This is a genomic window from Roseovarius sp. A46 (assembly GCF_004126395.1).
Taxonomy (GTDB): domain Bacteria; phylum Pseudomonadota; class Alphaproteobacteria; order Rhodobacterales; family Rhodobacteraceae; genus Roseovarius; species Roseovarius nitratireducens.
On sequence record NZ_PVWS01000036.1, the window covers coordinates 1 to 20412 of the forward strand.

The window sequence follows — 20412 nt, forward strand, 5'->3', positions numbered from 1 at the left end:
TTGACGGCAGAACCCCCGATCAGGCCTACTTCAAACCGCCGGCGTCCGAAGCGGTAGCGGCATAACCAATGCGGAAATCCACTTAGAAAACGCCACGTAGCTGTTCAGACAAACCGAACCACCTCTTCGACCCGGCCTCCATGTCTGGTCAGACCATTCTCCCAGATTACCACCTCTCCGAAGGTTCGGTGGATGTCTATTCCGATCACGCGCCGCATATGCGCCTCCCTTGTCAGTGACAAAAAGCGGGAGCGGCGGGCGACACGACAACTACGGATTCGCGCTCTCAGCGCAACCGGGCGAGTCGCAGAGGCGGCCAGCTACTAACTCGAGCTCTCGGCTCATGCTATAGGAGCGGCCTGCCCGCACATTCGTGCTCCCGGCGCCTCTGTCCCGGATGGTCGCACCATACACCCTGATCCGAGAATCGAGGCCGAACATTGGCACCGGGATCTTCATACCGGTTACCAACCCGCTGGAGCGCGTCAACAAGGAGATCAAGCGACGGACCAACGTCGTCGGGATCTTTCCGAACCGCGAGGCCGTGATCCGGCTCGTCGGCGCGCTCATGCTCGAGCAGAATGACGAGTGGGCCGTCTCCCGCCGCTACATGCCGGTGGAAAAGCTGACCGCCATGTGCAACGATACCGAAGCGGCGGCGATGATCGCCGCTCAGTGAACGAGCAACACCAGCTATGAAGAAGCAGGTGGAAGCCAGTTCCTACACCACGGCCAGGGGCACTATCCTGTTCCGTCTCCGCGAGTGCCACCGGCATCGAAGTGTTTAGGTTAGTGAGGTGCCCCTAGATTTGTAGACGCTTTGCTTGGTGATTTTGGAACCAAGGAGAAGCGCGGATGTCATCGCAAAATCGGTTTACGGATGAGTTCAAAAAGGACGCTGTGGCGCAGATTGTCGATCGCGGCTATGCGGTCAGCGAGGTGGCCGAGCGGTTGGGTGTGAGCACCAAGTCGCTTTACACATGGAAGGCGCAGTTTGCGACGCCTGCCAAGGTTCGTGAGGCAGGGGCGGATCTGGCCCTTGAGGTGCCCCTAGTTTTCTAGACACCTGCCTCGTTCAGTTTCTGCTGTCTCGCTTCGAAGTCAACGGGCGACAGCATGCCGTTGTTCGTGTGCTTGCGTTTCGGGTTGTAGAACATCTCGATGTATTCGAACACGTCTTGTCGGGCTGCATCTCGAGACTGATAGGTTTTCCGTCGGATGCGTTCCCGTTTCAGGAGTTGAAAGAAGCTCTCGGCGACCGCGTTGTCGTGGCAATTCCCACGTCGGCTCATGCTGGCTTCCAGATTGTGTTGGCGGAGAAACGTCTGCCACTCGCGGCTGGTGAATTGCGAACCTTGATCCGAATGGATCATGACCCGATGCTTGGGTTTGAACCAGACCGGGTTTACCGGAGAGGTTGGAGTTGGTCACTCAGCGTCGATCTTAGCCGTGAGTTCTGCGTTGTAGAAGTTCCTTTCTGCTGTTGCGGGTGAGATATATCCGAGCGGGCCGTATAGGCGTTTTTCATTGTACCAATGCACCCAGTCCAGCGTGTTGGTGATGGTTATGCGGCGGCGGCGCTTTTTGCCCGGAATGCCGATCAGCACTTCGTGGCGATGCTTGGAAATGTCGATGGCGACCAACAGGGTCGGCGCGATAGAATGGGTGGCGGTCATAGCCGGTCTCCTCAGCGGTATGGATGTGCAAAACCACTGTTGAGACCTGAGACCCGGTTATGGCCACACGCTGCGCTATCTGGCGGCTGCGCGCGTGGCCATAACCCGTCGGCAGCCCATTTTCCCGACGTGCTATGGCCATGAATTCCAAGCGAAATTCCATTGGCATGTCGAGGATCTTAGCATCCGCCATGCCTACATCAAGCGCGGTACGCCACAGCTGAACGGTAAGGTGGAACGGTCACACAGGTCGGATGGGCAGGAGTTCTACCAGCTACTCAGCTACAAAGGCGATGTCGATCTCGAAGCAAAGCTGGGCGAATGGGAACGCTTCTACAACTTCCACAGACCGCACGGCGCGCACAACGGAAAGACGCCTTACGAAGCGCTCAGAGAAAAGCTATAATCAACAAACGGGATGTCCCGCGAGCAACCGCACCTTACAAATTTCCACCAACTTCGCGACACGACCCCGTCAGGGACGGCTCGAACCAGAGCGGTTTGGCCACGGCGGCCTTGAGATTGTCCGTTACCCGGCAGTTGATTATGTAGCAATCAGTGAGACGGGCAGACGATTGCCTTGGTCACCGCGCCGAAGATTTGTGCGCGATGCTGAGGCCCTGTGCCCGGGTCGGTCACCGGGATCGTGTGTCCGGCATAATTGATCTGCATCACTGCGCCGCCCATCGGTCGGTTATTACTCCGCCGTTGACACGTCATACAGAAGCTCGGGGTTGCGGTACAGGTCGCGGCGGAATTCGGATGTAACGGCGCGCGCCCGGCTCAGCGCAGCATCTGCGGTTTGTCCATCGTCTTCAGCTTCGGCATCAGCCTGAGTAGATGCTTGGTGTAGTCATGCTGAGGGTCCTCGAACAGCGCTTCGGCTTCCGCGATCTCGCACACGCGCCCGTTCTGCATGACGCCGATACGGTGGCACATCTGCCGCATTACCGGCAGGTCGTGGCTGATGAAGAAGAGGGTCAGGCCAAGCTCCTCCTGCAGATCCTTGAGCAGATTGAGTATTTGCGCCTGGATCGACACGTCAAGGGCGGAGGTCGGCTCGTCGCAGATCAGGAAGCGCGGCCGGGTGGCGAGCGCGCGGGCGATAGAGATGCGCTGGCGCTGGCCGCCGGAAAACTCGTGCGGGTACTTTCGCGCAGCCTCGGCACCTAGGCCGACATGCTCAAGCAGGTCGCCGACTATGCCGCGGCGCTCCTCCCCGCTCGAGGCGAGGCCGTGATGGACGATGGGCTCGGCCACGATCTCGCCCACGCGCATTCGCGGGTTCAGCGAGGAGTAGGGATCTTGGAAGATCATCTGCATCTGGCGCTGGTAGGGACGCCGTGCCCGTCCCGACGCCATATGCGTGATGTCGGTCCCGTCAAAGCGGATCTCGCCCCCGGTGGGGCGGTAGAGTCCGGCGATCAGGCGCGCGATGGTGGACTTGCCCGAGCCGGATTCGCCGACGAGGCCGAACACCTCACCCTCGCGCACGCCCAGCGTCACGTTGTCCACCGCGCGCAGGTAGCGCCGGTTGCTGGGCAGGATCGAGCGGCGCGTCGTGAAGTCCATCTGCAAGTCGTTCAAAGCGACGAGGTCGCCGCCGCGCTCCGACTGTGCCCGCCGGTTCCGCCCGAGCCAGTGATGATCGAGATCGATGCCCTCGAATTCCCGGACCGGGCCCTCGATATAGGTGACGGTCGGAAAGCGGGACAGGCGCTTGTCAGACCGGGGAACGGCGGACATCAGGCTTCTGGTGTAGTCGTGGTCGGGGTCGCCCAGCACCTTTGCGGTCGGCCCACGCTCGACGATGCGGCCTCGATACATCACCGCCACGCGGTCCGTGGTCTCGGCGATCACGCCCATGTCGTGCGTGACGAGGATCACGCCCACGTCGCGCTTGGTGCACAGGCGGCGGATCAGGTCAAGGATCTGCGCCTGGATCGAGACATCGAGCGCCGTCGTCGGCTCGTCCGCTATCACCAGATCCGGGTCCGGGCAAAGCGCCAAGGCGATGACCACGCGCTGCCGCATACCGCCCGAGAACTGGTGCGGGAACTGGAGGATGCGTTCCTGCGGGTTGGGGATGCCGACCTGGTCGAGCAGGTCGATCGCATAGGCCTTCGCCTCCCGTTCGCTCATACGCTTGTGCTCGCGGATCGTTTCCACGAGCTGATGCTCCACCGAGTAGAGCGGGTTGAGCGACGCAAGTGGGTCCTGGAAGATCATCGAGACGGTCTTGCCGCGGACCTTGCGCATTTCCTCGGGCTTGAGCGCCTCGACCCGGCGGCCGTCAATCGAGATCTCCCCGGACGCGATGCGGCCCGGTGGTTCTAGCAGCCCCATGACGGCATTGCCGATGGTCGATTTACCCGCCCCGGACTCGCCCACGAGGCCGTGGATCTCGCCTCGCTTCACGTCAAGATCCACGTCGCGGACCGCAACGAAGCTGCCGCGGCGGCTGGGGAACTCGACCGTGAGCTCGCGGATTTCAAGCAGGGACATCCGATCACCTCAGTTTCGGGTTCAGCGCGTCGCGTAGCCAGTCACCCAGCAGGTTGACCGCGAGCACGAGACCCGCCAGCGCGATGCCGGGGAAGATGGTGATCCACCACTCACCAGAGAACAGGAAGTCCTGGCCGATGCGGATCAGCGTGCCAAGCGATGGCTGTGTGGGCGGAATGCCGACGCCGAGATAGGACAGCGTCGCCTCGGTGATGATGGCGAGCGCGAGGTTGATGGTCGCGATCACCAGCACCGGGCCGGTGACGTTGGGCAAGACGTGGCGGATCATGATCCGGATCGGATGCACGCCGATCACCCGCGCCGCCTGCACGTATTCCTTGTTGCGCTCGACCATGGTGGAGCCGCGCACGGTGCGCGCGTACTGCACCCAGAAGCTCAGGCCAATGGAGACCACCAGTACCCAGAACGCGGATTGCTCGCGCGTCACCTCCATCGCCGAATGGACCGAGCCGTCAATCAGGAGCGCAATCAGGATCGCCGGAAAGGCGAGTTGCACGTCGGCGATGCGCATGATGACCGCATCGACCATCCCTCCGAGATAGCCGGCGACCAGCCCGAGCGTGATGCCGATGACCGCGGCCAGCGCGACGCTTGCGAAGCCGACCAACAGCGAGATTCGCGTGCCGTACATGATCGCCGACAGCAGATCCCGGCCCTGGTCGTCGGTGCCGATCACGAAAGTCTGCTGGCCACCCTCCTCCCACACGGGGGGGATCAGCGAGTCCATGATGCTGATCTTCATCAGATCGAACGGGTTGTGCGGCGCGATCAGGGGCGCGAGGAACGCGCCAAGGAAATAGATCGCGGTGACGATCGCTGCGATGATCGTAACCTTGGAGCGGAGGAAGGAGTGCAGCAGGTCGCTGTCGGCGCCCCGGGCCAAGAGGCCCTTGCGCTCTTCAGGCGGGAGCTGGCTGGATTCGGTCATCCCGCCTCCGACCCACCGCCAACCCGAACCCGCGGATCGACGACAGTGTACAGAATGTCCACGATTAGGTTGATGAGCACGAACAGGAAGGCGATCAGCAGCAAGTATGCGGCCATGATGGGGATATCCACGTTCTGCACCGCTTGGAGGAACAGGAGCCCCATGCCCGGCCACTGGAACACCGTTTCGGTGATGATGGCGAAAGCGATGATGGAGCCGAGCTGAAGGCCGGTGATGGTGATGACAGGGATGAGCGTGTTCTTGAGCGCGTGGCTGAAATAGATCGCACGGGAGGTCAGACCGCGCGCGCGCGCGAACTTGATGTAGTCGGTCCTGAGCACCTCTAGCATCTCAGAGCGCACCAGACGCATGATGAGCGTCATCTGGAACAGGCCCAGCGTGATCGCGGGCATGATCACGGCTAGCAACCCCGATGTGGTCAGAAGCCCCGTGCGCCAGAAGCCGAAATCCACGGTCTCGCCGCGACCGAAGCTCGGAAGCAGATGCAGGTTCACGGCGAACAGGAAAATCAGCAGGATGCCGACCAGGAACGTCGGAAGCGAGATCCCGATCAGCGACAAGGTCATGAAGATCTGCGAGAGCCAGGAGTCGCGATAAATGCCGGTATAAACCCCCATCGGCATCCCAATCAGCAGCGCGAAAATTGCCGAGACGATCGACAGTTCCAGCGTGGCTGGGAGGCGGGACAGGATCAGACTGTCGACCGGCTCCTTGAACTGATAGGAAATGCCGAACTCGAACTGGGCGGCGTTGAGCATGTAGCGCCCGTACTGGACGAGCATAGGATCGTTGAGGCCCAGCCGCTCCCGCAGCGCATCGCGCTCCTCGGGGCTGGTCTCCACGCCGACCATCTGGTTCACCGGATCGCCGATGTAGCGGAACATCGTGAAGGCGATGAGCCCGACCACGAGAAGCACCAGTACGGACTGGCCGAAGCGGCGAAGGATGTAGCCGAGCACGCGAATCTACCTCGTTGCGGTGCGGATGGAAGCTCCCCCGCCGAAGCAGGAGAGCGGTTTCATACCAGCCTTTCGGCCAAGGATGTCACTTCGCAGTCTTCGTCATCCACTTGAACAGCACCTGATTGTCCGCGCGCTGCGTGAGTTCAAGGTCCTTGGACTTGCCCCAAGCCAGCGATTGCTGGTGGAGCGGGATGTGGGACACCTGCTCGTGCATAATGTCGAAGGCTTGGAAGATCAGCTCGTTGCGCTTGTCCTGGTCGTTCTCGACGAGGATCTCGTCGGCCAACGCATCGACATCTTCACTACACCAGCCGCCGAGATTGAACGGGCTTCCCTTGCCTGTCTCGTCGCGGCACCCGGACAGATTGGTCAGGATATTGTAGCTGTCCATCGAGGACGGGGTCCAACCGAGCAGGTAGAAATCGGTGTCGAAGCCGTTTGTGGCCAGCACCTTGCCGAAATACTGCGCCTTGGGTTGCGCGTTCAGATCGATTTTCACGCCGATCTTGGCGAGCATCGAGGCCACCGCCTGGCAGATCGCCTCGTCGTTGACGTAACGGTCGTTCGGGCAGTCCATGCCGACGGTGAAGCCGTCCGGGTAGCCGGCCTCCTCAAGCATCTTCTTCGCGGCCTCCGGGTCGTAGGGGTGCCGCTTGAACTCGTCGCCGCGCTCGTAGAGTAGCGGCGAGATCAGCAGCGCGGAAGGCTCGGACATGCCGCGCATTACCTTCTGCTTGATCGCGTCGATGTTGATGCCTTGGTAGAACGCCTTGCGCACCATCGCGTTGCGGAACGGATTCTCACCCTTGATGTCCGAGGTCGGCAGTTCGTCACGCATCGTGTTGAAGCCGAGGAAGATGGTCCGGAGCTCCGGCCCGATCAGCACGTCGGTGTTCGGGTTCGCCTCAACGCGCGCCACGTCTTGCACCGGTACGGGGTCGACCAGATCGACCTCGCCCGAAAGCAGCGCGGCAACGCGCGTGCTGTCCTGCGCGATCGGGGTGAAGATCACCTCGTCGATATTGCCCGTGCGTTCGTCCCACCAATCCGGATTGGCCTTGTAGATTGTCTTCACGCCCGGTTCATGGCTGTCGATCGTGTAAGGGCCGGTGCCGTTGGCCTCGAACGCGGCCTGGTTGTCGGAGCGGTCGGAGGCGGAGACGACTTCGGTCGCGTTGTTCGCCTCGGCCCACTCCTTGTCCATGATGTACCAGGTGTCCCATTCATAGGGCAGAATCGGGTTGGGCCGCTCCAACACGAAATCGACGGTGTGCTCGTCCACCTTCTCGACCTTCACGCCGTCGGGCAGGCGTGTCTTGAGATCCGAATTCTGCGACTGCACGCGCTTTGCCGAAAAGATCACGTCGTCAGCGGTGAAGTCGTTCCCGTTTTGGAACTTCACTCCCTCGCGTAGATGGAAGCGCCAGCGGGTCGGCTCCACGATCTCCCATTCGGTCGCCAGCGCGGGCTGGATCGACAGGTCCTTGGCCCGCCGTGTCAGCCCCTCGTAGACGTTGCCGAGCTGGCCGAGCGTGAAGGTCTCGTTCAGCGTATAGGGGTCCAGCGCATTGAGCTGGCCCTGAAAAGCCCATCGCAACGTCTCGGCCTGCGCCGCAACGCCGACGGACAGTGTCGCCACGGCCGTCGCGGCCGCAAGTTTTCTCTTCAACATTGGATCTCCTCCCATCCCTCAAGCCGCACCCCGGCGAGACCACGAATACCGACTCGCATCGCCCAATCATTCGCCGCCGAGTGTAGCAACTTCGTCTCGCTACGCTAGACGATCCCTTCGGCCGAATTCAAGATCCCTCGTGCGGCGGTCGGCCCCGGATGGCGCGTGGGAGTAAAAAAGGTCTGGGGATCAAGCTGCGTTGAAGTGGCTGTTTGAAAGTCTGCCATCCAAGACGGCGGCCCTTGCTGCTGCGACCTGATGTGTCCGTCGTCAGATAATTTGGGACGCGTGAGCGGTTTTCCGTTTGGAGGCTCTGGCTCATCCTTGATTGATGTTATGCGTTTTCCGTTTGGTGGCGCAAGCGCCGCTTGATCATGGTTTTCTGTTTGATCTCCTCTCGCTGTTTCAGGATCCGTTCAGCGCGGCCGAAGTAGACATCGGCCGGTGTCAGGTTTCCAAGGCTCTCGTGGTAGCGTTGGTTGTTGTAGTATTCGACGAAGGCCCCGATCTGGCGCTCGAGATCACCGGGCAGGAAGTAATGCTCCAGCAGGACACGGTTCTTCATGGTCTGATGCCACCGCTCGATCTTGCCCTGTGTTTGGGGGTGGTATGGCGCGCCTCGGACATGATCCATGCCCTTTTCGTCGAGATAATCCGCCAAGTCCCCCGCGATGTAAGACGAGCCGTTGTCGCTGAGAAGTCTTGGCTTGGCGACAACGGTCGCGCAGTCACATCCTGAAGCCTCCAGCGCCCGGTCGAGCGTGGCAGTCACATCCTCGGCCTTCATGGTTGCGCAGAGCTTCCAGGTGATGATGTAGCGGCTGTAATCGTCGAGAATGGTCGACAGGTAGAACCACCCCCAACCCAGCACCTTCAGATAGGTGAAGTCGGTCTGCCACAGCTCGTTGGGCCGCGTGGTTTTGTCCCGGAACTCATTGGCCGCCTTCATCACGATATGCGCCGGTGCCGTGACCAGGTCTTCCGCCTTCAGGATGCGGTAAACCGATGATTCCGAGACAAAATACTGCTTTTCGTCTGTGTATTTCACCGCCAGCTCACGGGGTGTCAGATCCTCATGCTCGAGCGCGAACTCGATAATCTCCGCCCGGGTCTCATCCGGGAGGCGGTTCCACACAGACCCCGGATGGGACGGCGTGTCCTTGAGCGCGTCAAGCCCACCCTCGGACCAGAGATCATACCAGCGGTAATAGGTCGTGCGTGGGATGCCGAGCATGGCCAGCGTCTGACGAGCGGGCAGATGCGAGGTTTCGACGGTGCGGATGATCTCCAGCTTTTCCGATGCAGGATACCTCATGCCTCGCACTCCCCATCCCCGATCATGCTTTTTTTGAGCAACCGGTTTTCCAGAGTCAGGTCGGCAACGACCTCCTTGAGTGCAGCCGATTCCGAGCGCAGCTCCTTAACCTCAGGCGATGTCGCCTGGCGGGCTGTATCCCCGGCGAGGCGTTGCTTGCCCGCTTCGAGGAATTCCTTCGACCACGTGTAATACAGGCTCTCGCTGATGCCTTCCCGGCGGCACAGCGCGGCAATACTATCCTCGCCGCGCAGGCACGCCAGCACGATCCTGATCTTCTCTTCCGCAGAATACTGCTTGCGCGTCTTGCGCTTGATCCCTTTGACCAGCTTGTCGGCTGCGTCCTTCGATGTTCCGGATTTCTTGTTCATCTTCGCTCCTTGGTGGCTGCGATGAACCAGAAATCCTCCATTACGAAAACATCAAAGCTGTCCCATAGGCGCTGACGTCAGACAAGACAGTTCGCAGCGCTATTTTCCGACCGAAGGTGAATAGGATATGGAAGACAAGAACAGCTCGACATCTGGCGCGACGGAGGCCACGACCTTGGCGGCGCGCGCCCACAACGCTGGCGACGGCGGGGTCGTGGCCGGTGGTGCGAAGCGCTTTTCGGCGAAACGCAAGCTGGCGGCGGTTCAGCGGCTTATGCGAGGCGAGAGCCTCGACGCGGTCTCTCGGGAAGAGAACGTTCCCGTTCACCGCCTGACGGAGTGGCGTGACAAGGTCCTGATGGGGGCGGAAAGCGCGCTCAAGGAGCGCGAGCGCGACGCACGGGATGAAGAGATCGCGCGGCTGCAGGCCAAGGTGGGCGAGATCACCATGGATAACGAGCTCCTTTACGCCAAGATCGACAAGCTGGAGGGCGGGCGCTCTTTGGCCCGGCGGAGATCGAAGAAATGAGTCGGACGCATTCGATCTCCACCCGCCGTCGCTTCGGAATATCTCGCGTATGCAGGATCTGGGATGCGCCCCGGGCAACGGTATACCGTCGTCGTGGCCCGGCCGCCGGTGGCGGGGCCGCCAATGCGTCGCGCCCACCACGACGGCGCAGCCCAAAGGGCGCCTGCAGTGATGTCGATCTGCTGCTCCACATCTAGGCCGTGATCGCCGCCTCCCCCTTTTCCGGCGAGGGCTATCGCAAGGTCTGGGCTCGGCTGCGGGCGCAATGCGTGCGCACGGCTCCGCGCCGGGTGTTGCGTGTCATGAAGGCAAATGATCTCCTCGCGCCGCCGCGCCCCGTTCAGCGGGACACCCATCCGCACGATGGCACGATCGTCACCGACCGGGTTGACGATGTCTGGGGCACAGACATGACCCAGACGGTCACCACTGGTGAGGGGCGCGCTTATGTGTTCATCGCAGCCGATCATTGCTCGGGCGAATTCATCGGCACCCATGCCTCGTCGAGCGCAAGCCGGTGGGAGGCGCTGGAGCCGGTCCGCCAGGGCGTCACCAGCCACTTTGGCGGTGTGGGGCCGGACGTGGCCAAGGGCCTGACCCTGCGCCACGACCTACTACAACTACCAACGCCCACACTTAGCCCTTGGCGGCAGACCACCTGCCATGGTCTATTGGCTGAGAAAAGACGAAACTCAACCCGATCAACTGGTGCAAAGAGTAGCTCAATTTACGCCATATCCTGTCCAAGAGATGGGGAGTAGCTCACTTCCGCGCTGCCGCGCAGCGTGAGGACAGCAACCTCCTGCCGGTGCCAGGCTTGGCCTCACCACCAGGTCCGAGAATGTCGAGGGACGCGGGAGCTGACACCGCACCGAAACCGGCACCCCGTGACCTCCAAGAGCCCCGTTGTTCAGCAAGCCCCGGTGCTTGTTGCAGAGTCGTTTGATATCGTCATGCTAACCCACGAGGTTTTGCCTGTATTAAACCTCACCTGCTCGAAGGGTGCTGCCTGCACCGCTTCAACTGCCTCGACTCGGGCCAGCTGCGCGCTGGCCCGTTTTTTTGATCGAGCTGGTCCGGTATCATGTAATTGTAACCACTCTCGGAAGTGCCGTGGAAGATAGCGTGCGAACGGGAGTACGACTGCGAGCAATCCAGCTCGTCGCCAACAAAGCATCGCGACAATGCCTTCGGCATGGCGGACGACTTGCGTTGCGGTTGATCCGAGCAGGAGGCCTAAGAGGCCGTCGCCGTGTGATGCCAAGAAGATCAACCGCACCGACCGGACGAGGGGCGTCATCGTGGAGCAACTCGCTCCTTCCTTTGCCGACAAGTCACACGGCAAGAGGATTTTTTCGGCCTTGGCGCTTCATAGATCCATCGCGGTCTGATCGAAGCGAGAATAGACGTCTTGTGCGCAGCAACTGGAGAACAGGAACGGATCGACTACCGATAGGCCAGACCGCTGCCCACGCGCGTTGACTACCCCCATTACCCGCCACGATAATATGGATACGTCGGTCTCCAATCCATTATCCGACCCGGATCGCCCACTTTAACCAGCACCATCGCAACCGGGAGCGCGAATTTCCGCCTTCCGTAAGAAAGTTATAACCAGCGCCGACGCTCAAGATGTCCCTGAGCCTTGCCGACGGCATGACCTTCGTGAATGGCGCCGATCTGGTTTCGCGGCGACATGCAGTCTCCGATGAGAGAAACCTCGATGCCGGCATTGCGAAGGGGCGCCGCGAGCGTGTCGTCGGCGCGACGGAGCGTCGAATATGCGTCTTTCTCTTCGTCATTTCGGATCGTCTCTCTCGTCATGCGATCCAACTTAACAACTGATCCGAATTTCCGCGACCACCTCTAGGAGACGGTGCCGACCGTCAGGGCGCGGTTGCAGGCGGCCTCCAGCCCAGGGCCGACACTCGGCTTCCTTGGCCCACCCCGCTTAACCGGTCGTCGCTGCTTGCCACGGCACAACCCATACGACATGCTCCACGAAATATACGGCAATGAGGCCTTTTACTGACCATGTCCAAGAAGACCCTGAACCAGGCCAATCTCGAAAAGCTGGGCGCAGAGACGCTCGCCGCTCTGATCATGGATCTGGTGCAGGGCAACGCCGCTCTGCAGCGGCGCGCACGCATGGCATTGAGCGCGGCCCAGGGCCCTCGGGAAGTTGCCGCCGATCTGCGCAAGCGCTTTGCCTCGTTGCGACGCGCAACCAGCTTTGTCGATTGGCGCAAGCAAAGGGCGCTGGTGAAGGATCTCGAGGGGCTGTTGGGACTGATCGAAACCAGCATCGCCCCGCAGGACCCGGACGAAGCCTTCGAACTGCTCTGGTCTTTCCTGCAACTGGCCCCCTCGATCCACGAACGCACGGATGACAGTAACGGCTCTATCGGAGATGTCTTTCGTGACGCGGTGGACCTGATCGCGCAGATTGCCCCCAAGGTGTCCAAGGATCGCACCGCCCTCGCTGAGCGCATTCTCGAAGCCGTTGCGGATGCGGGCTACGGCGAGTTCGACGGCATCATTCCCGCGACGGCGGAGATTCTGGGCGAGGAGGGTCTGGAACATCTCAAGGGGATCACGCAGGCTTGGGCCGACGCGCCACCAACCGAGCACGAGCTTGAGCAATACCGCGGCTACGGCCTCATGTCGTCCGCCGAAGACAGCGTGCGCCGCAACAAGCAGGTCACGCGATCAATCATCCTGGCCGATGTGGCGGACGCTCAGGGGGATGTCGACGCTTACATGGCCCGCTATTCCGAAGAACAACTGACCTACGGCACCATCGCCCCCGACGTAGCCCGGCGCTTGCTGGACGCGGGGCGTGTGGACGAAGCTTATGACATTGTCATCCGTTCCCGCGCCGTCGAGGACGGAAAGCCATTCCGAATGTTCCGGTATGATCTCGACAGGGTCTATGAAGAATGCCTCGAGCGGCAAGGCAAGACGGATGAACTGAAGGCCCATCTGTGGGCGACGTTTGAGCATACCCTCAGCGCGATTGCCCTTCGGAAATATCTGACCCTGCTACCTGATTTCGACGACATTGAAGCCGAAGAGGCTGCGCTGGATTTTGCGGAGGCCTATCCACACCTGGGGGCGGCGATCAGCTTTCTCGTGGATTGGCCGGCCCATCAACGCGCCGCGCGCATCGTGGTGGCGCGGGCCGAAAACCTGGACGGAAATTCCTATCACACACTTACGACGGCAGCCGATGCCCTCGAGGCCGAGTATCCGCTCGCTGCCACGCTGATGCGTCGCGCCATGGTTATGGATACGCTGACCGGAGGAAAGTCAAAGCGTTATCGCCACGCGGCGCGGCATCTGGCCGAATGCCACTCCTGCGATGCCGCCATCGAGGATTATGGCGACCATCCACCCCATGCGCAGTTCCTTGAGCGGCTCAAGCAAGACCACCGGCGAAAACACGGGTTCTGGCGCTTGGTCGATGCGTGATTCTGGCCCTCAACCGCCGTTCATGGACCGCGCAGCGAATGGCCGGTGTGCAGCCAAAAGTTGGCGATCGTGCTGGGCATGCTAACGCTGGCTGTGCGCCCCTATGGCAAACGTTCTCTTGTCATCGGCCAGGTTTGTCCCACTAAATTCAAGGGTTGCACGTCCACACAGCGTTAGTTGATATCCAATCTCACGTTGAGAACCCAAGCTGGGGAGCCGCTCATCCGGGTCCAAGACAGAGGCATGGGTCGCGTTCGAGCGTTTCTCGCCGCGGAAGTCCACTTCGGCGTTGCGAGGCTGGCGGGGCGTATCGGGCATCGGCTGGGTCTCGGTCTGCTTTGACTGCTGGTCGGTATCTGCGGAGGTCTCGTCGATCAGTGGCGGCGGGCTGTGCTTTGGCTGGAAGCTCTTCATCGACGCCGAGGCCCTGACCAGGGTGCCGTCCACCGAGAAGTGCTCGTCCGACAGCAGGGGCTTGACCGAAGGGTGCGCCAAGATCGCGGCCATCACCTTGCGCGACATGTCGGTGGTCAGCAGCCGGTCGCGGCTCTCGGTGAACACGGTCGGGACCCAGACCGGATCATCGATGCCGAGCCCGACGAACTACCGGAACAGAAGGTTGTAGTCCATCTGCTCCATCAGTTGCCGCTCCGAGCGGATCGGGAACAGCATTTGCAGAAGACTGGCCCGGATCAGCCGTTCCGGCGCGATGGAGGGGCGGCCGAAATCGGTTTAGAGCGCGGCGAACCCGGCATCCAAGCTTGCAAGCACGTCGTTCACGATCTGCCGGATATTGCAAAGCGGATGACCCGAAGGAACCCGCTCCTCAAGGTCCCCACATAGCTGAACAGCGATCCGCTCGCCTCGTCCGTCCCGCGCATCGTCGCACTCCGCCACTGCCGTGCCGTAGGTGAATCATGTTCTCGAAACCGCGTCGAGACCGGCCTTTTTCAGCAGCTTGTTAGACTAGGCCGCCAACTGGCTCAAAACCCTGACGACGGACAGTGGACATAACTGTCCAATAGGTTTATTATCTCCTTTAAGCCAAGTCAGGGGGGGGCATTATGAAATCGCATTATCGCGTTGTGGTTATCGGGGGCGGTGTCGTTGGGGCATCCGTCGTCTATCATCTTGCAAAAATGGGGTGGACGGATGTCTGCCTCGTCGAACGGTCGGTTCTGACCGCCGGGTCGAGCTGGCATGCGGCTGGCGGTTTCCATGCCCTGAATGCGGACCCAAACATTGCGTCCCTGCAAGCCTACACGATAGACCTGCTTTCCGAGATCGAAGAGGAAAGCGGACAGTCGGTCGGTATGCACATGACGGGCGGCATGACGCTCGCTGGCACGCCCGACCGTTGGGAATGGCTGCAATCGGCTTATCGCACGTTCCAGTCCATCGGCATTGAAGATGTGCATCTGATCACCCCTGAAGAGGCTGCGGACCTGTGCCCGATCATGTCGCCACACGGCATCCTGGGAGGCATGTGGGCCGAGCGCGAGGGTTATATCGACACGACAGGCACGGTCCATGCCTATGCCGGTGCAGCCAAGAAGTACGGGGCCGAGGTTATCGAGCACAATCGTGTGCGGGAGTTGAACCAGACCAGAGACGGCTGGGAAGTCGTCACCGAGAAGGGAACGATCCAGGCCGAGCATGTGGTCAATGCCGCGGGCCTGTGGGCCAAGCAGGTCGGCCGCATGGCCGGAATCGAACTGCCGGTATCCCCGCTCAACCACCATTATCTGATTTCTGACACGATCCCCGAGGTCGCCGAACTGGACAAGGAATTGCCGCTGGTCGTGGATCTTGAGGGGTTCACCTACATGCGTCAGGACCAGAAAGGGATCCTGCTGGGGATCTACGAGGTCGATCACGAACATTGGATGATGGACGGCGCGCCCTGGGAATACGGGTTCGAATTGCAGCAGGAAGACCCGGATCGGATCGAGAAAGAGCTGATCCTTGGGTTCGAACGTTATCCTGCCTTGCAGCATGTCGGCGTGAAAACCTGGGTTAACGGGGCCTTTACTTTCTCACCGGATGGCAATCCGCTTGTCGGCCCAGTGCGCGGCAAGCCCGGGTATTGGTGCGCCTGCGCCGTCATGGCCGGGTTCCTGCAAGGTGGGGGCGTCGGAAAGAGCCTGGCGGAATGGATGATCCATGGCGAACCGGAGGCGGATGTGTTCGGCATGGATGTCGCCCGCTATGGCGATTTTGCCGAGAACAAGCAGTATATCAAGGAAACCACGGGCCAGTTCTATACCCGGCGTTTCGTGATGACCTACCCCAACGAGCAGCTGCCCGCCGGACGCCCGATGAAGGTCTCACCGAGCTATTCCGACATGTCCGCCGCCGGCGCCCGCTGGGGGGCGAGCTATGGCCTGGAACTGCCGCTCTACTTCGCTCCGACACCCGCGTTCGAGGAAACGCCCACGCTGAAACGCTCGAACGCGTTCCCGATCGTTGCACAGGAATGCAAGGCAGTGCGCGAGGCGGCCGGGCTTCTGGATATTTCCGGCTTCTCGCGGTTCGAGGTGACAGGCCCCGAGGCGGAAGGCTGGCTGAACTGGATCATGGCCTCGAAGCTGCCAGATCCAAGGCGCGCACGGCTTGCCCCGATGCTGAGCGAGACCGGCAAGCTCAAGGGCGACCTGACGATCATGAACTGGGGCGACGGCAGCTATTGGATCATGGGGTCGTATTATCTGCGTGAGTGGCACATGCGCTGGTTCGAGGACCACATGAAGGATGGCGTTGCCATCCGCGATATATCGGATGCGACCGTGGGCTTCGGCATTGCGGGTCCCAATAGCCTCGAGATGTTGAAACAATTGACCGACGGGTCACTTGACCAGTTGCCCCTCATGGGTTGCGGAACGTTTGATTTCGGGTTGATCCGGGCCAAAGTCGGGCGGTTGTCGGTTTCCGGTGAGGCGGGCTTTGAAATCCACTGCTCGGCACTGGAACATATCACCCTGCGCAAGATGCTCCTGGAAGCCGGGGCCAAACTGGGGCTGCGCGAAGTCGGCTTCAATGCGCTGCTGTCGCTGCGACTGGAAAAATCCTTCGGTATCTGGTCGGCGGAGTTCACCCAGGGCTATACTCCGGCGCAGACGGGCATGGACCGTTGGATCGACTGGGACAAAGGCGATTTCGTTGGCCGCGCGGCCGCCTTGGCCGAGCGCGACGGCGGGGAGCCGAGCGAGTTGATCGTCACGCTCGAAGTCGATGCCGATGACGCCGACGCCAGCGGGTTCGAGCCGGTCTGGAAAGACGGCAGGCGCGTTGGGTTCATCACCTCTGGAGGCTATGGCCACACCGTTGGCAAGTCGCTGGCGATGGCGATGCTGAACCGCGACAGCGCCGCCGAGGGGACCGAACTGACCACCCATATCGTTGGCCAGGAGCGCGCGGCGCGGGTCATCGCCCCGTCGCCTTATGACCCGCAGGGCAAGGCGATGCGCGGATGACACGCACGGCGGGCGAAAAGGACCGGCGCGGGCGGCGGCGGCGCAGCAGCGCCGCCGGGGGCCGTTCGGCGCGCGTGGTGAACTACAACCAGTTGCGCAACCCGTTCACGCTGCAAACCGTGTTCTCGCAGGACGAGGTCGAAGCGATCCATACCGAGGCGCTTTCGGTGCTGGAAGAGCTGGGGGTCAAGGTTCTGCTGCCCGAGGCGCGTGCGCTTTTTCGCGCGGCCGGGGCGCGTATCGACGATGAGACCGAAATGGTTCATATCGGGCGCGAAATCGTCGAGGCGGCACTGGCGAAGGCCCCGCGCTCGATCCTTTGCCGCGCCGGCGCGCCCGCGCGCGATGTGACGCTGGAATTGGGCAATCTGGCCTTTCTTCCGGGTGCAGGAGCGCCCTATGCAACCGATCATGAACGCGGGCGGCGAACGGCGACGGGGCAAGATTTTCTCGATCTGCTCAAGCTGACGGATCATTTCGATGTGCTGCACATGATCCCGCCCCTTGTCGAGCCGCAGGACGTTGCGCCCGAATTGCGCCACTACTTCACGATGCAAGGGCAACTGGGACTGACGGACAAACTGCCCTTTGTCTTTGCGTGGGGCACGCCGCAGGTGACGGAAAGCTTTGAAATGCTGCGCGATTTCCGCGGTCTGTCGGATGACGGATTGGCGGCGGAGCCACATTGCTATACCATCATCAACACCAATTCCCCGCGCCAGATCGACATACCGATGGCGCAGGGGCTGATAGATTTCGCCCGCTACGGGCAGATGTCCGTCGTGACGCCCTTTACGGCGATGGGAGCGATGGCACCGATCACCGTGGCCGGTGCGCTGACCCTCGGCCATGCCGAGGCCCTCGCGGCGATCACGCTCGCCCAGCTTGCCGGGCCGGGGGCGCCGGTTTGCTATGGCACGTTCACCTCGAATGTCGACATGAAATCGGGCGCACCCGCTTTTGGAACGCCCGAACATTTCAAGGCCTCGCTCGGGGCGGGACAGTTGGCCCGGCATCTTGGCCTGCCGTGGCGCTGTGCCAGCGGATCGGCGGCAAATGTCAACGACGCACAGGGCGCGCATGAAACGCAGTTTGGTCTGTGGGGCTGCCTGTTGGCCGGTGCCACGATGGTCGTCCATTCGGCGGGCTGGCTGGAGGGTGGTCTGACGGTGTCGTTCGAGAAGCTCATCACCGATCTGGAAGCGGTGCAGATGATGGCCGAACTCTGCGCACCGACCACTGCGGGAGAGGATGACATTGCCCGCGATGCGCTAAACGCAGTGCCGCCGGGCGGACATTTCTTCGGTTCCGCGCACACCATGCAGCGATATCAGACCGAGTTCTACCAACCGTTTGTCGCGGATTTTTCGAACTATGGCACATGGAGCGAGCGCGGCGCTCTGAGCGCGTCGGAACGGGCGGTCGGCATCTGGAAACAAATCGTCGAGGATCATCGCGCCCCGAAAACCGCAGACCCCGGCAAGCTGGACGGGCTGAGGGCATATGTGGCAAAGCGTAGCGCAATGGGCGGTGCTGCCCCTGTTAGCTGAGGATGCCATGACAAGACCGATCCAGACACTTTCGACGAATGAAGAGACGGCCAGTGCCGGCAACGTGAAGGTCACGCGAGATGACTGGCTGGAGGCGGCGATGGAGCTGTTGGTGCGTCACGGTGTGTCCGAGGTCAAAATCCTGACGCTGGGCAAGAAGCTGAATGTCTCTCGATCAAGCTTCTACTGGTATTTCCAGAGCCGCAAGGACCTGCTGAACCAGTTGCTTGCAGAGTGGAAGCGCAAGAACACGGATGTTGTGGTGCGGTACGCCGAGATGCCCGCTGCAACGATCACCGAAGCCGTGTGCAACTTCTTTCGCTGCATCATCGCGCCGGACGGGTTCGATTACCGTCTCGATTTCGCCGTGCGGGAATGGGCGCGGCGCGATGCCAGGGTGAGCCAGGTCATCGCGCGCAGCGACGAGATACGCCATCAGGCGCTCACGCGGATGTTCGAACGGTTCGGTTACAGCCCCGAAGATGCCGATATCCGGGCCCGCGTCCTCTATTACCAGCAGATCGGCTATTACGCACTGGAACTGTCCGAGACGCTCGCGACACGTGTATCGCGGGTCGAGGGCTACCTGAAATGTTTCACCGGGGTAGAGCCCTCTCAACAGGAGATCGACTCCTTTATCGAATTTGCCCGAACCGTGGAGCAATCATGAAGCGTTACTCCGCCTTTTCACTGGCCACCGAGGGGCTTCGCGCCCACCGCGGATGGCGCCCGGCATGGCGCAAGGCCAAGCCGCGAGAGGCCTATGATGCGATCATCGTCGGTGGAGGCGGGCACGGTCTGGCCACGGCCTATTACCTGGCCAGGAACCACGGTATGCGCCGGGTCGCCGTGCTGGAAAAGGGCTGGATCGGAGGCGGCAATACGGGCCGGAACACGACCGCGGTGCGCTCGAACTATTTCTACCCGGAGAGCGTGGCCCTCTATGACCTCGCGCTGAAGCTCTACGAAGGGCTGTCAAAGGAGCTGAACTTCAACGTCATGCTCAGCCAACGGGGGATGCTGATTGCGGCGCATACGCCGATGCAGATGGAAATCTGCACACGCATCGCCAATGCGATGCAGATCAACGGTGTCGATGGCCAGCTGATCGGTGCCGAGGAAGCCCTGCTCCGGGCCCCGCTGCTGAATCAAACGGCCGATGCGCGCTACAACTGCATGGGCGGTGTCTGGCAGTCACGCGCCGGTGTGGCACGCCATGATGCCGTGGCCTGGGGGTATGCCCGTGGTGCCAGCGACATGGGCGTGGATATCATCGAGGGCTGCACCGTCACCGACCTGTTGATCGAGGGCGGCAGGATCACCGGCGTCGAAACCGACATGGGAACGATCCGGGCCGACCGCGTCGGCCTCGCGGCAGCGGGGGCAACGCCCGGCCTCGCGGCCATGGCCGGGGTGCGTTTGCCGATACATAACTACGCCTTGCAAGCTTTCGTCTCCGAGCCGGTCAAACCGATGCTGGATATCGTCCTGCTCTATCTGGGCACGGGGACCTATGTATCGCAATCGGACAAGGGCGAGCTGGTGATCGGCGGCGGGCTCGACCGAGTGCCGACCCACGGGCAGCGCGGCAACCTGCCATCTCAGGAAACCGTGCTGTCCGGGCTCTTAGAAATGTTCCCGGCCTTTGCGCAGCTCAAGCTGCTCAGACAATGGGCCGGCGTCGTCGATGTGGTGCCCGACAGCTCCCCCGTGATCGGCCCGGCCGGCCCCGAGGGGCTCTACCTGAATTGCGGCTGGGGCACCGGCGGGTTCAAGGCCATCCCGGCAGGCGGGTGGCTGCTCGCGCATCTTCTTGCAAAGGGGCAGCATCACGAGATCAGCCGCCCCTTCGATCTTGATCGTTTTGCCCGGGGCCGCCTCATCGACGAAGCGGCGGGATCGGGCATCGCCCACTGAC

14 protein-coding genes and 6 pseudogenes are annotated in these 20412 nt (G+C 61.5%); 11 read left to right on the forward strand and 9 right to left on the reverse strand.

Going from position 1 to position 20412, the window contains the following annotated elements:
• Positions 1-466: 466 nt before the first annotated feature.
• Positions 467-679 (forward strand): annotated as a pseudogene (locus C6W92_RS15195) (transposase); the annotation flags it as partial.
• A 176-nt stretch (positions 680-855) separates the two neighbouring features.
• Positions 856-996 (forward strand): annotated as a pseudogene (locus C6W92_RS18010) (transposase); the annotation flags it as partial.
• 62 nt (positions 997-1058) lie between these two features.
• Here C6W92_RS18010 and C6W92_RS15205 read toward each other — a convergent pair.
• Both C6W92_RS15205 and C6W92_RS15210 read right to left on the reverse strand, forming a co-directional pair.
• A pseudogene (locus tag C6W92_RS15205) lies at positions 1059-1391 on the reverse strand (IS3 family transposase); the annotation flags it as partial.
• A 153-nt stretch (positions 1392-1544) separates the two neighbouring features.
• Positions 1545-1676: pseudogene (locus C6W92_RS15210) on the reverse strand (IS110 family transposase); the annotation flags it as partial.
• A 136-nt stretch (positions 1677-1812) separates the two neighbouring features.
• Between C6W92_RS15210 and C6W92_RS15215 the strand changes: the two are divergent.
• Positions 1813-2082, forward strand: a pseudogene (locus tag C6W92_RS15215) (integrase core domain-containing protein); the annotation flags it as partial.
• Positions 2083-2459: 377 nt separating this feature from the next.
• On the opposite strand, the gene C6W92_RS15220 reads toward C6W92_RS15215, so the two are convergent.
• The 5 genes from C6W92_RS15220 to C6W92_RS15240 form a co-directional block, all read right to left on the reverse strand.
• Entirely contained in the window at positions 2460-4181 is a 1722-nt protein-coding gene (locus C6W92_RS15220) for an ABC transporter ATP-binding protein (protein ID WP_129434663.1), read from the reverse strand.
• A 4-nt stretch (positions 4182-4185) separates the two neighbouring features.
• Positions 4186-5130: an ABC transporter permease gene (locus tag C6W92_RS15225; protein ID WP_129434665.1), complete on the reverse strand. Its 945-nt coding sequence runs from the start codon at positions 5128-5130 to the stop codon at positions 4186-4188.
• The gene (locus C6W92_RS15230) at positions 5127-6110 is read right to left on the reverse strand and encodes an ABC transporter permease (protein ID WP_129434667.1); all 984 of its coding nucleotides are present in this window, start codon (positions 6108-6110) and stop codon (positions 5127-5129) included. The genes C6W92_RS15225 and C6W92_RS15230 overlap by 4 nt, the downstream gene beginning before the upstream one ends.
• Positions 6111-6195: 85 nt before the next feature.
• Positions 6196-7785: an ABC transporter substrate-binding protein gene (locus tag C6W92_RS15235; RefSeq protein WP_129434669.1), complete on the reverse strand. Its 1590-nt coding sequence runs from the start codon at positions 7783-7785 to the stop codon at positions 6196-6198.
• Between the two features lie 334 nt (positions 7786-8119).
• A protein-coding gene (locus tag C6W92_RS15240) for an IS3 family transposase (RefSeq protein ID WP_129434671.1) occupies positions 8120-9471 on the reverse strand; the annotation gives its coding sequence in 2 pieces (ribosomal slippage) (positions 8120-9135 and positions 9135-9471; 1353 coding nt in all).
• A 127-nt stretch (positions 9472-9598) separates the two neighbouring features.
• Between C6W92_RS15240 and C6W92_RS15245 the strand changes: the two genes are divergently transcribed.
• Complete coding sequence (locus tag C6W92_RS15245) at positions 9599-10000, forward strand: transposase (RefSeq protein WP_129434673.1); 402 nt, start codon at positions 9599-9601, stop codon at positions 9998-10000.
• Between the two features lie 200 nt (positions 10001-10200).
• Positions 10201-10761, forward strand: coding sequence for an IS3 family transposase (locus C6W92_RS15250; protein ID WP_129434675.1), 561 nt, complete (start codon positions 10201-10203; stop codon positions 10759-10761).
• A gap of 149 nt (positions 10762-10910) precedes the next feature.
• Here the strand turns inward: C6W92_RS15250 and C6W92_RS18200 are convergent, their stop codons facing one another.
• The gene (locus C6W92_RS18200) at positions 10911-11300 is read right to left on the reverse strand and encodes a universal stress protein (protein ID WP_129434677.1); all 390 of its coding nucleotides are present in this window, start codon (positions 11298-11300) and stop codon (positions 10911-10913) included.
• A 332-nt stretch (positions 11301-11632) separates the two neighbouring features.
• Here C6W92_RS18200 and C6W92_RS15260 point away from each other — a divergent pair, with 332 nt between their 5' ends.
• A complete protein-coding gene (locus tag C6W92_RS15260) occupies positions 11633-11845 on the forward strand; it encodes a hypothetical protein (protein WP_129434679.1) in 213 nt (70 codons plus the stop codon).
• Positions 11846-12034: 189 nt separating this feature from the next.
• Positions 12035-13471: a DUF6880 family protein gene (locus tag C6W92_RS15265; protein WP_129434681.1), complete on the forward strand. Its 1437-nt coding sequence runs from the start codon at positions 12035-12037 to the stop codon at positions 13469-13471.
• A 213-nt stretch (positions 13472-13684) separates the two neighbouring features.
• Here the strand turns inward: C6W92_RS15265 and C6W92_RS15270 are convergent.
• Positions 13685-14352 (reverse strand): annotated as a pseudogene (locus C6W92_RS15270) (transposase); the annotation flags it as partial.
• A 183-nt stretch (positions 14353-14535) separates the two neighbouring features.
• On the opposite strand from C6W92_RS15270, the gene C6W92_RS15275 reads away from it, so the two are divergent.
• Genes C6W92_RS15275 through C6W92_RS15290 form a run of 4 tightly spaced genes read left to right on the forward strand, consistent with a single transcriptional unit; the run spans position 14536 to position 20411 of the window.
• Positions 14536-16944 (forward strand): FAD-dependent oxidoreductase, encoded by a 2409-nt coding sequence (locus tag C6W92_RS15275; protein WP_129434683.1) that lies wholly within the window; start codon positions 14536-14538, stop codon positions 16942-16944.
• Entirely contained in the window at positions 16941-18494 is a 1554-nt protein-coding gene (locus C6W92_RS15280; RefSeq protein ID WP_129434685.1) for a trimethylamine methyltransferase family protein, read from the forward strand. Before C6W92_RS15275 ends, C6W92_RS15280 begins: the two co-directional genes overlap by 4 nt.
• A gap of 7 nt (positions 18495-18501) precedes the next feature.
• Positions 18502-19164: a TetR/AcrR family transcriptional regulator gene (locus C6W92_RS15285; protein WP_129434686.1), complete on the forward strand. Its 663-nt coding sequence runs from the start codon at positions 18502-18504 to the stop codon at positions 19162-19164.
• On the forward strand, positions 19161-20411 hold the full coding sequence (locus tag C6W92_RS15290; RefSeq protein WP_206735548.1) for a sarcosine oxidase subunit beta family protein: 1251 nt from the start codon (positions 19161-19163) through the stop codon (positions 20409-20411). Before C6W92_RS15285 ends, C6W92_RS15290 begins: the two co-directional genes overlap by 4 nt.
• Position 20412: the final 1 nt, after the last annotated feature.

Coding starts and splice junctions, on each gene's coding strand:
- C6W92_RS15220 (WP_129434663.1), bottom strand. CDS start 4,181: ATGTCCCTGCTTGAAATCCGCGAGCTCACGGTCGAGTTCCCCAGCCGC.
- C6W92_RS15225 (WP_129434665.1), bottom strand. CDS start 5,130: ATGACCGAATCCAGCCAGCTCCCGCCTGAAGAGCGCAAGGGCCTCTTG.
- C6W92_RS15235 (WP_129434669.1), bottom strand. CDS start 7,785: ATGTTGAAGAGAAAACTTGCGGCCGCGACGGCCGTGGCGACACTGTCC.
- C6W92_RS15245 (WP_129434673.1), top strand. CDS start 9,599: ATGGAAGACAAGAACAGCTCGACATCTGGCGCGACGGAGGCCACGACC.
- C6W92_RS18200 (WP_129434677.1), bottom strand. CDS start 11,300: ATGACGCCCCTCGTCCGGTCGGTGCGGTTGATCTTCTTGGCATCACAC.
- C6W92_RS15260 (WP_129434679.1), top strand. CDS start 11,633: ATGTCCCTGAGCCTTGCCGACGGCATGACCTTCGTGAATGGCGCCGAT.
- C6W92_RS15265 (WP_129434681.1), top strand. CDS start 12,035: ATGTCCAAGAAGACCCTGAACCAGGCCAATCTCGAAAAGCTGGGCGCA.
- C6W92_RS15275 (WP_129434683.1), top strand. CDS start 14,536: ATGAAATCGCATTATCGCGTTGTGGTTATCGGGGGCGGTGTCGTTGGG.
- C6W92_RS15280 (WP_129434685.1), top strand. CDS start 16,941: ATGACACGCACGGCGGGCGAAAAGGACCGGCGCGGGCGGCGGCGGCGC.
- C6W92_RS15285 (WP_129434686.1), top strand. CDS start 18,502: ATGACAAGACCGATCCAGACACTTTCGACGAATGAAGAGACGGCCAGT.
- C6W92_RS15290 (WP_206735548.1), top strand. CDS start 19,161: ATGAAGCGTTACTCCGCCTTTTCACTGGCCACCGAGGGGCTTCGCGCC.